Source organism: Bacteroidia bacterium (assembly GCA_033391075.1).
Taxonomy (GTDB): domain Bacteria; phylum Bacteroidota; class Bacteroidia; order J057; family J057; genus JAWPMV01.
Genome location: JAWPMV010000001.1, coordinates 7,323,279 through 7,335,709, shown reverse-complemented (window position 1 = coordinate 7,335,709; position 12,431 = coordinate 7,323,279). Strand labels below are relative to the sequence as shown.

Annotated in this window: 8 protein-coding genes; 4 read left to right on the top strand and 4 right to left on the bottom strand. The window is 43.6% G+C overall.

The genetic code is table 11. The features are described from left to right. Positions 1-95: 95 nt before the first annotated feature. From R8P61_29220 to R8P61_29210, 3 genes are all read right to left on the bottom strand, one after another. Positions 96-1,910: a gamma-glutamyltransferase gene (locus R8P61_29220; protein MDW3651195.1), complete on the bottom strand. Its 1,815-nt coding sequence runs from the start codon at positions 1,908-1,910 to the stop codon at positions 96-98. Between the two features lie 29 nt (positions 1,911-1,939). After that, positions 1,940-3,040, bottom strand: a complete 1,101-nt coding sequence (locus tag R8P61_29215) for a DUF5009 domain-containing protein (GenBank protein ID MDW3651194.1) — start codon at positions 3,038-3,040, stop codon at positions 1,940-1,942. Positions 3,041-3,492: 452 nt separating this feature from the next. Next, positions 3,493-4,674 carry a cytochrome-c peroxidase gene (locus tag R8P61_29210; GenBank protein MDW3651193.1) on the bottom strand — a complete coding sequence of 394 codons (1,182 nt, stop codon included), beginning with the start codon at positions 4,672-4,674 and terminating at the stop codon, positions 3,493-3,495. A gap of 221 nt (positions 4,675-4,895) precedes the next feature. Here R8P61_29210 and R8P61_29205 point away from each other — a divergent pair, with 221 nt between their 5' ends. Both R8P61_29205 and R8P61_29200 read left to right on the top strand, forming a co-directional pair. Then, positions 4,896-5,612, top strand: coding sequence for an L-type lectin-domain containing protein (locus R8P61_29205; GenBank protein ID MDW3651192.1), 717 nt, complete (start codon positions 4,896-4,898; stop codon positions 5,610-5,612). A gap of 269 nt (positions 5,613-5,881) precedes the next feature. Then, a complete protein-coding gene (locus R8P61_29200; protein ID MDW3651191.1) occupies positions 5,882-7,783 on the top strand; it encodes a CocE/NonD family hydrolase in 1,902 nt (633 codons plus the stop codon). Between the two features lie 34 nt (positions 7,784-7,817). Here the strand turns inward: R8P61_29200 and R8P61_29195 are convergent, their stop codons facing one another. Beyond that, complete coding sequence (locus R8P61_29195) at positions 7,818-8,954, bottom strand: CotH kinase family protein (protein MDW3651190.1); 1,137 nt, start codon at positions 8,952-8,954, stop codon at positions 7,818-7,820. Positions 8,955-9,248: 294 nt separating this feature from the next. On the opposite strand from R8P61_29195, the gene R8P61_29190 reads away from it, so the two are divergent. Together R8P61_29190 and R8P61_29185 are read left to right on the top strand one after the other, a co-directional pair. Further along, the gene (locus tag R8P61_29190) at positions 9,249-10,304 is read left to right on the top strand and encodes a Fic family protein (protein MDW3651189.1); all 1,056 of its coding nucleotides are present in this window, start codon (positions 9,249-9,251) and stop codon (positions 10,302-10,304) included. Positions 10,305-10,313: 9 nt separating this feature from the next. After that, the gene (locus tag R8P61_29185; GenBank protein ID MDW3651188.1) at positions 10,314-12,371 is read left to right on the top strand and encodes an adenylate/guanylate cyclase domain-containing protein; all 2,058 of its coding nucleotides are present in this window, start codon (positions 10,314-10,316) and stop codon (positions 12,369-12,371) included. Positions 12,372-12,431: the final 60 nt, after the last annotated feature.

Genomic DNA, 12,431 nt, shown 5'->3' with positions numbered 1-12,431 from the left:
ATCCATGCTATAAGCGATATTTAGGAGCAAATTCATGCCCGTCAATTCCTCTCGAATGCTGCTCATTCAACTTAACTCCCTTATGCTGAATATTTTCAATACGCCAGAGCCTTGCCCGTCGCATAGGGCGGCGAACAAGCCTCCAACTCTCCCGTGTCCGGATCGCGATAAATCCCAATCCATAGCCCCTGATTGTATCTTCTCTCGGAAGCGGGAAGTTCAATAATAGGCAAGCCACTTTCTTCCATTACCTGTTCTGGAAAGCTTCCTTTCATAAGCTGTACATATAATTTAGGAGCCAAAGGATTGGATAAATCCGTTTTGGGAAGGAAGATACAAGGAGCATCTACTGCCTCTTTTACATTCATATCAAAAGCCATGAAATTCAGAATGGATTGGACGCTTTGCTGATGTAGACCGGTAGACATGGAGGCGAAAGGAAGCACAGGCTTTCCATTTTTCGAGATGATTCCAACTTCTATAGGCGAAGGTAAGCGATCACCGGGCTTAATTTGATTCAATTGTTGTTGTTGAAAGGAGGCAGCATCGCCGATGGATATGCCATCTACCATGATCCCGGTTGAACCCCAGACGATGCAATTGATAGAATGCGTAACTGCAGTCATATTGCCATCTTTATCGATGGCCACTACCGTATCCGAATGCTTGGGATTGGGATCGGCATATGGCATGAGGCGTTTACCTTCCTGAAAACTGGCCCATAACTTTTTAGAGGTTTCTTTTTGAACGCGAGACTCCATAGAAAGGTCGATGCCCGGATAAATGATGCCCTGCATAGCTGAATTGATATAACTCAGGGTATAGAAATTGCTAACATCCGATATCTTTCGCAGTGATTCGCCACTTTTCGACCAATGACCGCTGCCAGCAATATCCGTTTCATAGGCCAAATTCAAGGCTTCCAGCAGATTGACCGAGCCCATAACAGGAGGGCCTAAGACAGCCACTTCATAGTCTCCATATTGTGCCCGTAAAGGTTCGTTCCAGATCACCTTGTAGTCTGCAAGATCTTTCTCCGTCATTTTTCCTCCATCAGCTTGAATAGCTTCAATCGCCTTTTTCGCCCAGGCTCCTGTATACATATAATCCGAGCCTTCCTGGGCAATTTTGCGCAAAGTTCCAGCAAGCGTAGGCTGTTTAAAAAGATCGCCCGCTTGATAGGCACTTCCATCGGCTTTTACTAAAGTTGCTTTGGTTTCAGCTAGTCTTCGAATCACATCATCCCTGCGTTCAAACATATTGGCTGTAGCTTCTGACATCACAAATCCCTCTTCTGCTAAATGAATAGCTGGTTTGAAAATTTCCTCAAAGGGCAATTTCCCATAACGTGCATGTGCTTCTTCCAGGCCCTTCATAAATCCTCCTACCAAAGCCGTTCTTCCGCTAGGCTCACTGACTTTAAATTTGTCGTTGATATCTATTTTCCCCGGGATACTCATGGGTTCAGTTTCATTTTGCACCGAATTCCAGGTCGCATCCATGCTCACAATCTCTCCACTAGCTGCATCATAATGCACCAGATTCATAATCCCAAAGAAGCTGATAACTGCTCCGGCATTTAAAGTAACCTGAGTCAAAGCTGTCGTCATGGCAGCATCCATCGAACTCCCTCCCTGTTTCAGGGCCTCAAAGCCTGCGCGAGAAGCGGCTGCATGAAAGGTATTGGTCACCGCTCCATTTTTCCCAACTGCCAGGGGATTGTCAGGAAAAGCGCGATTATCCATTTGGACATAGCGCTGCAATTCTCCTTTACCCCACTTCAAGGGCGAAAGATCTACCTTGGCCAAAGCTGTAGATGAATTATTTTGGAGCGCTTTTTTTGAAGCATCGCAGGAAGGAAGAATTACAAGGAAAAGGAGCAGCCAGACGGAAATGATTAGCTTATTCATGTCTATAGTATTGTCCAGGGAGAAAGGGATTAAATTCTGATGAATATTTCTTTTTTGTACAGCCAATAGCAGATGTACCAGAGCAGATACCAGACGATGGAGGTTGTCAAAATCTCGGCGCCTATTTCTGTAATGATGCCTGAGAATGCATAGGTAAAAGGTTTAACCATACTTTTAATCAAAGCAGCTCCTCCCACATGCGCAAAGAGGTAAATGAAGAGGGGATTCATACCTACGATGGCAAAAGGAGGCACCCATTTCTTAACTCCCTTTACATCGATCAGCCAATAACATAAAGCCATTGCCAGAACAGACCAGCCTCCACTTACAATTACAAATGAACTTGTACTGATTCTTTTGATGATAGGAATTATGGGATCAAGTGCATAACCCAAAACCACTCCTGCAAAACCTGCAATCAATAAGACCTTCAGTTTTTCTTTACTGCTTTTATCGCTCATCAAAAGCATACCCACCAATACGCCCCAAATGCTATGTGCCGTTGTAGGAATGGCATTAAAAGAAACCCAATGTCCACCGGAAAGTTCGCCCGAAATGAGGAGATCCACATATGCACCAAAATTCTGATCCGGCGTATAGGCCTGATCAAAACCCGCTACCCCAAAAGTCCGGTAAATAATCTCCGTTAATAGTAGTATACCTAAACTGATGCCCAGCTGGATTTGCCAGCTTTTATTCCTCAATAAAAAGGCGACCAAATAGGTAACTGATAATTGAGCGAGGACATTTTGAAAGCGAAAGGTGATCCTTCCCGGACCAATGCAGTACAAGGCCCAACCGAGCAATAAGAGTAATAAAGCTCGTTTGAAGGCATGCTTCGTTAAGCTCGAATTATCTTCCCCTTTCTTTTCCCGATTTCTCACCGAAAAAGGAATGGCTACGCCTACGATAAACATGAAAAAAGGCTGAATCAGGTCCCAGAATCGTAAGCCGTTCCAGGGATGGTGATGAAATTGCATGGCAAAAGCATGAATGATTCCCCCTTCAAAAACAGGATCGACCAGCGCTTCGAATATGCCTGTAAATTCGCCAATAAGTAAAAACATGGTCATTCCCCGAAAGAAATCCAGGGACAACAAACGATTGGATTGCGTAGTAGGTAGTTCCATTTTGAGCTTTCTCTGTTTTTAAAAGCTACGAAATAAGGAGCTTATTTAGCAATTAGCTGTTTTTTAGTTTTTTGATGAGGGGGTTTTTAGGGTGTATTTCCATCTTTTTTAGAAAAAGATGGAGTCAAAAATCGCAGCGCCAAGAACCAGCCACCCTCAGCCGCCCCTTTTCCCGATTGGCGCTGCCGAGCCTGCACGCCTGGGTGGTGGGATGGGCGGATACGGGATTTCATTGCCGCAGATAGCAATCTGCGGCTACAGCAATTGGAATCAATCAAAGATTAATTCATAAAATCTCAACGCCAATACACTAACACCCTAATACCCTAACACATCGTCCCTCTGCGCGCCGGGGCTCCGCTGCTGCATCGGGTGCGGGGGCCGGACTGCGCGAGGCTTTGCAGCAGCTTGATTTTTGCTTCTTTTCATCTAAGGAAAAGAAGAAGAAACTCTTAATGAATATTACCCCCAACAGACAATCCACTAGGAACCCTTTCCGGAACTGTCTTATCAAAGCTCTCATCATTGAGGGTATTGAGGAATGAAATGATGGGGCCCATTTCTTTTACTCGTAAATCAATCTCACGGGCCAGAGGATCAATCATGGCTTTGCTGACAAGGGGATTCCTTTCCTTACCTCCCGCTATGTCTTCATAAAATTCCAGGACTCTTTCGAGGGATTTGAGGCTACCATTATGCATGTAGGGGAAGGTGAATCTCAAATTGCGAAGACTGGGAGTTCGAAAGGCGTAAGTGCTATCAATCCCGCTATCGCTATAGCCCAATTTTGGATTGTCGGGCACCCCCAGAATATGCTCCTGAAAATCCGAGAACATCGGCCCATTATGACAACTCCCACAACCTGATTGAATGAATTGATCAAAGCCCTCTTTCTCCGAAAGGGAAATGGCTGATTCTTCTCCTCGCATATATCGGTCAAAACGAGAATTGTTGGTCAATAAAGTACGTTCATAACAAGCAATAGCCTTGCCGAGGTTTTCCTGAGTGATCGCATGTTTCCTTCCAAAAGCAGCCGAAAAAAGCTCCTGATATTCTTCTATTTCTTTGAGTCGATGGATGACTTCCTCCAGGATCGCATCTTCCGAATAAGCCCTTCCTCTCATTTCTTCCAGGGATTTTATGGGCTCCAGGGCTTGTTTTTCTAAACTTTCTGCCCGAACATCCCAGAACATAGGCGCCAGAGCAGGATCATATCGGTTTCGGAAATTGATGCCGTTGAAAGCTGTATTTAATACCGTCTGAGAATTTCTTTTGGTAAAGGGAATATCATTGGGTTGCTGGAAATTTCTTTTATGCCCAAAGCCCTGCCCATTTACTCCCACGGAGATGTCCAGACTTTCCGCAAAGGCATTGGAGGGGTGATGGCAAGTAGCACAAGCCACATCCTTATTACCGGATAAAATGGGATCAAAAAAGAGAATTCTGCCCAGCTTGATCTTCTCAGGAGAAGATGGATTGTCAGCAGGATGTTTCACCTTTTGGGGTAAGGCAGAGAAATGAGCCAGGGAATCTCTGAGTTGTCTATGCCTTTCGGCTTTGGAAGGGCGATTTTTTCTCCTTCCTTCCTCTTCCATGCAAGAAAAGGCAAGCATAGCCAGAGAAAAAAGAATCATACAGTTCAGGCCTTTCAACAGGGATGTCCTGCTAAAGGGTAGAATCTTGGGAAAAAGGGTAGCTCCGTAGCTCATGTCTATCCTTAAAAATACACAGGATTTGGGGTTTATTTTCTTTCTATGAACTGATTTTTCTCATTCTCTTTATCCAGCAGAATAAACAAACAATCCTCTGGGATATTTTGTATCTTAAGAAAGCTCAATCCTAAATCCTGGCTGTCATGACCCTTTCTACTCCTGCTTCTCTCCTACTCCTCTTTTTGCTTAGTCTGGGAAGTCCGGACTGGCGTCCGCGAATTCAGGACTTTATTCCGCAAGGACAAACCTATCGTACCCTGGAAAATTGTCTGAGACTAACCGAAGATGAACCTTATTCTACGGGCTCTATCTGGTACAAACATGCTGTCAATTTGCGAAAGCCTTTCAGTTTTAAACTAATGATAAAAGCAGGCTGCAATGATGGAGAAGGAGCAGATGGAATGGTCTTCGTCATGACTCCTCGTCGATCTCAAACCGGGTACGTAGGAGAAGGACAGGGATTTGCCGGTTTGGTTCCCTCTATGGGCATCGAAATAGATACCTGGCAAAACAATCATTTGTACGATCCAGCAGAGGATCATCTGGCCCTGATGTTTCACGGACGGGTAGGCCATTATTACCAGATTACTCAACCCTACAAAATCAAGAATATTGAAGATTGTAAACGACATAGCTTTGGCGTTTCCTGGGATCCAGTTGCCAAATGGCTTTCTGTTAAGCTCGACAGCAAAGAAATCATCAGCAAGAATATTGATCTGATTCAGGATGTCTTTCAGGGGAAATCTTATGTGTATTGGGGAATGACTGCAGCTACCGGCAGGGCAAGCAATGTACATGAGGTTTGCTTCGAGTGGGGAGATCGCAAACTGCCGCCGGAGATCGAGAAGTTGGTGAGGTAAAGGAGAGGAAGAAAAGTACAAGAGCAAGTATCAAGCGCAAGTGCAGGTATTTTTGGTTGAGTAGATCTAATAATACAAATAAACCATACGAATATACCTTAGCACACTGGCCTGTAAGTTTTGGTGGTCGGGGCTGGACAAAGGGGCTGCTTTAAAAGCTTGGCAGTTTTTGCTGACTCCTGTCCTGAGGAATCGAAGGAATTGCTGCCAAAAAAGAACAAGAAAATCCATTTAGTATCTTTATAGAGATTAGAAATATCAACACGCTTATGAAAAAAACTATTCACTACTACGCAGTCCTTATCTGCATATTGATTAGCAGCTTTACCCAATCAATGGCTCAATCCGACATTTGGGAAAAGCTGGAAGAGATCGCCATCATCGACCAGAAAGTCATGATGCCCATGCGCGATGGTAAAAGGCTCGCTACAGATATTTATCGTCCCAAGACAGATCAAGCCGTGCCTATTATTTTCTCCCGTACGCCTTACAATTTCAATACATGGAGAGATGGGAAGAAAACTACACGTACAGCTCAAAGAGCGTATGAAGCGGTAAAGAGAGGTTATGCCTATGTGGTTCAGAATGAAAGAGGGCGCTATTTTTCTGAAGGAGAATGGGACATACTGGGAGTTCCGCTGACAGATGGATACGATGCTTTTAGTTGGATGAAAGAACAATCCTGGTCTAATGGGAAAATCGGTACACTAGGTTGTTCCTCTACAGCCGAATGGCAAATGGCGGTTGCAGCTTTGGATCACCCCGCACATGCAGCCATGGTTCCACAAGGATATGGAGCCGGTGTGGGAAGAGTAGGTAAATACTTCGAACAAGGCAATTGGTATAGAGGAGGCGCTCAACAGATGCTCTTTACTTCCTGGCTTTATGGGGTAGAACATGACAAATTCAAACCGCGCATTCCCGCTGGGGCTTCTCAGGAAGACCTGATTCGCATTTCGCGATATTATGATCTGGCTCCCGAAAATCCGCCAGTGGATATGTCCATAGCCTTGGAGCACCTGCCCGTTACTGAAATCATCAAAAACGTTAACGGCAAAGCCGAGGTTTACGACAAAATGATCCTCCGCAAACCCAATGACAAAGGCTGGTACGAAGGCGGTTTGTACCATGACGATATGGGGTTTGGCGTTCCCAGTTTTTGGTTCGCCTCCTGGTATGACGTTTCTATCAGCCCCAATCTGGCCCTTTTCAATCACGTCCGCAATAATATCGAAGACAAAGAAGTGGCCGACAATCAATACCTCGTCATTGCCCCTACCCTACATTGTCGCTATACACGTGCCACTGAAAATACCATCGTCGGCGAACGATCAGTCGGAGATGCCCGCCTCAATTATGATGAGCAAATCTATGCCTGGTTCGATATGTGGTTGAAAGGAGAAGAAAATGGCTTTAAAGAAAAAACGCCTCGGGTCCAATACTACACCATGGGCATCAACAAGTGGAACCAGGCCGAACAATGGCCACCCGCGACAGCTGAGATGACAAGCTTTTATTTGTCCAGTGGGGGCAGTGCCAATAGTCTCTATGGCGATGGCAAACTTTCGACCGATAAGCCCTCCAAAAAATCCCCGGAGGATGCTTTCACCTATGATCCCATGAATCCGGTAAAATCCTATGGTGGAAATGTTTGTTGTACAGGCAATGCCATTCAGGGCGGTTCTTTCGACCAACAAAAAATGGAAGTCAGAAATGATATCCTGGTCTATACTTCCGAACCTCTGGAGGAAGGCATAGAAGTCAGTGGTTTTATCGAAACGAGCCTTTTTGTAGGATCAGATGCCAGGGATACAGATTTCACCATCAAGATTTTGGATGTGTATCCAGATGGGAAAGCCTACAATCTGGATGAAACCATTCAAAGAGCTCGATTCAGAGAAGGCTATGATAAGGAAGTTTTTATGGAAGAGGGCGAAGTCTATAAACTGGAAATGACGCCCATGTCGACCAGTAACTATTTTGAAAAAGGGCATCGCATTCGCATCGAAATTTCCAGCAGCAATTTCCCCCGATTCACCCGCAACCTGAATACAGGTGGAAATAACTTCGATGAAAAAGATGCGGTTGTTGCTCGCAATAAAATTTTCCATAGCGCAGCTCACCCTAGCAGCATTAGATTACCGATCGTTCAGAAGCAGATCGAACGATAAGCCTTAGCAATGAGTGCAATTGATGATGAGGAATCTATTTCTTCATCATCAATTGCATTTCTGCTCGTTTGGCCATCATAAATTCAAACTTTTCATCTAAGTCCTTCAGTCTTCCCATCAGGAGATCTCCCTTCTGGTACTTGTCCAATTCCTTCAATTCTTCTCTAATTTCTCCGAAAATCTCTTTCAGTTTTTCCTCCGAAAGTTTCGCAATCACTTCTTCCAGCACTTCGAGGTATTGAGCATAAAGCATGGGATCGCTGGCGATTTTCCTGCCCAAATAATCCTCACTGGAAAAGATCAGCGCATCCTTGATTCGTTTATTTCGGATTGTCCAACCCTCATGCGGACCTTCCGCAAAAATGTCATCATAGTCCCAGGGAAGAATAGAGAAAAGGGGAACAGAGTTTTCATGCTTCACATAAAAGAAAATCTCATCATTATAGTCTCCATTATTGATCCAATAATTGAAGGCCAGCCATTTCATGTAGGCAGGAAGATCGATTAATGCGGACAATTTTTCCTGAAGCTCTCCTCCTTCATACTGCTTACAGATTCGTTTGATTTCCAGGTATTTTTTCTGATAGGATTTTGCCTCAGCCTTAGAGAGTCCTTTTGCCCATTCGATATCATCTGCCTGGCTATATTCTCCCCTCCGCATGAGGTAACTTGCTTTGAGATCCTTCAGAACATATTCATCCGGCTTCTCCACAAAAAAATAGGTCCCCTGATCTTCTTCGTTGATCATCAGCTGAGCATAGCGGTAGTCCAAAGGGAAAATACCGATCTCAGCCATGCACTGAAAAGCCAGCCGATTGTAGTAATCAAATTTGTCCATGGACAAACTCATCAGGTAAAATTTTCGAAAGGCTTTGGATGAAGAGGAAAATTTCAGCTCCTTATTTTTTGACAGATGTATGCTAAAACTCTTCCGACTGAAGTGGAGAGAAGATTTTCCTCGGATGCGAATCTTTTCGATCTGAATTTCCTCCTCATTCAACTGGGCCTGTATGGGTTTGATTTCAAACTTCTGGCCTTTGCTTTCAATCAGTTTTTGAAAATCGAGGGCATGAAGGTGGAAGTGAAAAGTAGGGAATGTGGATTCTTCTTTTTGGGCGAAAAGCGATATACTTATCCAAAGGAAGATGAAGGAGAGCAATAGGCGTTTCATTTTGTATGGTTCTTTCTCTCTAAAGATGGACAGAAATTTCAAAGAACCGAAATTCTTCTCTTTACTCAATCTCTAAGCGGGGAATGACATTCTCATTTACTTTTGAAGATAACTCAGCATGCTCAATTGAAAACCCAGGGAAGGAAAAATTGGAGAGTAGGATTTCTGTTAGGTATATCCACAGATCAAATTCAGGTCTTTTTAGCTCATTTCTATATTTTACAGCTCATATTAGCCCATTTATTTCTATATTTAAAATATTCAGCTCAATTTAGCCCACACTTGGCTCAACATATGGAAGACAAACTTCAATTTGACCTTAAAACTTCCCAAAAGTTATTTACCCTGGCTGCTCGGATAGATAGGTTCCAGGGAAGGTGGGAGCTATTAGAAAAAAAAGACAATCGCTATCTCAGGGAGCTCAGGTCCATTGCAAGTGTACAAAGCATCGGCTCTTCGACAAGAATTGAAGGTGCTACATTAACAGATGCAGAAGTTGAAAAATTATTGAGGGAAGTTGAAATCACTTCACTTGAGACCCGAGAACAACAAGAAGTAGTAGGGTATTATGAGGCGCTTGAATTGATTTTAGTTCAATACGATTTCATTGATTTCACTGAAGCTAATATTCTTACCCTACACAATCAATTACTAAAGTTTAGCGAAAAAGACCAACACCATCGAGGTAAGTACAAACAATTTTCAAATCAGGTTGTGGCCAGCTATCCAGATGGCAGCAAGAGAGTATTGTTTAAAACCACCGAGCCCAAAGACACTCCCATAGAAATGAAGCGAATGATCGCATGGGTTCAGGAACATATTTCTGGAGATAATTTTCACCCTTTATTTGTAATCGGAACAGCTATCTATGAGTTTTTATCCATTCATCCTTTTCAGGATGGCAATGGTAGATTATCGCGCCTACTAACAAGTCTTTTATTATTGCGAGCCGGCTATGTCTTTGTCCAGTATATATCTCTTGAACATATAGTAGAAGAAAAAAAATCTGGCTATTACCGAGCCTTGATGAATGCTCAACAACACCGAGCTACTGACAAAGAAGTTATTCAGGATTGGATGTTTTTCTTTTTCCAATCCCTAAACTCCTTAATACACAAACTCGAACGGAAATATTCAAACTATTTGAATATTGGAGGAATCTTAAACGAAAGACAGGAGAAAATGCTTACCTTCATTCGAGATAGAGGAGTAATCAAAATAGGCGATGCCGTTCAAAAATTTCCGGAAGCCTCACTGAGTACTTTAAAAAGAGACCTAAGCTTACTGGAAAGTGAATCCCTCATAGAAAAAACAGGAAAAGGCAAAAGCACAGCCTACAGAAAAATATAATTTCAATCCATGCCCACCACCCGTCTCGCTGCCATCATGTTTACCGATATCGTCGGATATACTGCCATGATGCAGAGCAATCGCGATTCGGCCATAACCGCAGTCAAAGACTTCGAGGCGGTTCTCAAAGATCGCATTGCCAGCCATTCCGGCGAACTCCTCCAAACCTATGGTGACGGAAGTCTGAGCATATTTGATAGTGCCTCTGCAGCCGTTAGTTGTGCAAAGGAAATACAGGAAGCCATCCGCGGGAAAGTGCCGCTTCGCATAGGCATTCATTTGGGGGAGATCACCATAGATGGAGAACATACCTTTGGAGATGGGGTAAACATAGCTTCGCGTATCGAATCCATGGGCACCGCTGGAGCAGTTTTGATGTCCAGCAGCATTCGCCAGCAAATCAAAAACAAACCTGAATTCCAATTGGAATTACTGGGGAAGTTTGCCTTCAAGAATGTCATGGAGCCCATGAGCGTTTATGCCTTGGGGAATGAGGGCATGAAGGTCCCCAAAAAATCCGAGATGACAGGCAAAGGGCATCAATTGGGAGAAGGGCTTCGTAAGTATAATAAGAACGGATGGGTCAGGCTCTTCGCTATAGGACTCATCCCTATTCTCCTCGGAATAGGAATCTGGTTTGCTTCGGATCTAGGGAATTCCCCAGGCCAGGATATAGAAACAAATTCTCCGGTTATTGCAGTCTTAGCCTTTGATAATTTGAATAACAATCCCGAACAAGATTATTTCTCTGACGGGATTGCAGACCAAATTCGAAACCTACTTTCTGCCATTCCTCGTGCCACAGTAATTTCCCGCACTTCATCTATGTATTTTAAGGGAAAGCAAGTCCCATTGGATCAAATTGCCGAAGAATTGGGCGTAAGCCATATTCTAGAGGGAAGTGTTCAGTGGGGCAAGGATCAGTTGCGGATCAATGTTCAACTTACCAATACCCTAAAAGACCAATTGGAATGGGCACCTTCTCCCTATGAGGGTAAAACATCCGATGTTTTTGACTTTCAAAGTGAGATCGCCAAAGAAGTATTCACGGCAGTTAATCAAAAATTGAGTGTAGCCGAGAAAGAACGGTTGGAAAAGTCCTACACAAATGATCCAGAGGTCTATGCCTTGTATCTGCAAGCCAAGCAGAATCCCTGGCTAGGAGATTCGGAAGCTTCAGACAAAGCCGAATCTATGCTGAAGCAGGTCCTTGAAAAGGAACCCAATTATGTTCCTGCTCTATGTGATCTGGCTCATATTAATTTTTGGAGGGGGACCTTATTCGGCTCATTTTCTTCCCAGGAAGCCAAAGAAAAAGTCCTCTCTTATCTTAACCAGGCAAAAGAAATAGATAGTCATTACGGTTCGATATATTCCATAGAAGGGCTGGTCTTTACTTTTTTTGAATGGGATTTTGATTCTGGTGAAGCTGCCTTCAAGAAAGCCATTTCCTTAGGGGATCAGATCTCAAAAATGTATTTGTATACCCTATATTCTAAGTTGGGTGCTTTGGAAAAAATTGGAAATCTTCCAGCACAAGTCGTTATCCTGGATCCCCTAAACGCCTATTATCAGTTCAGAGAAGGGCCCAAGTATTTTATTAGTGCCCAATACGAGAAAGCCATTCCCTACTATCAGGATGTGGTTCACAAACATCCGGACTTTGCTGATGCGTATCGCTATTTAGGTAAAGCATATCTGCACAATGGAGAGATTGAAAACGCTATCAAAACCCTTGAAAAAGGAATTGAACGGGCAGGGAATCCCTTTCCTTTCCTATTGTCAGATTTAGCTATTGCTTATCACAAAAAAGGCAAGGATGGGGAAGTTGAAAAGATCTTTCAACAACTCCAAAAACAATGGGAATCAAAATCGGGAGGAGATCCCGCTTTCTTTCTTGGGCAGGCCTTTGCAGGGATTGGGAAAGTGGAAATTGCCCTGGATTGGTTAGAAAAATCCTATGAAGCCCATGAAGTGGAAATGACCTGGCTAAAAATGGAGCCCGCTTTGAAATCTTTGCATGGAAACCCTCGGTATATAAAACTTTTGCATGAGGTAGGCTTTTGACCTCAACTGACCTGATTATTTCTATTTTGAAAATATGGCTTTAGGCCTATGTGGAACTAT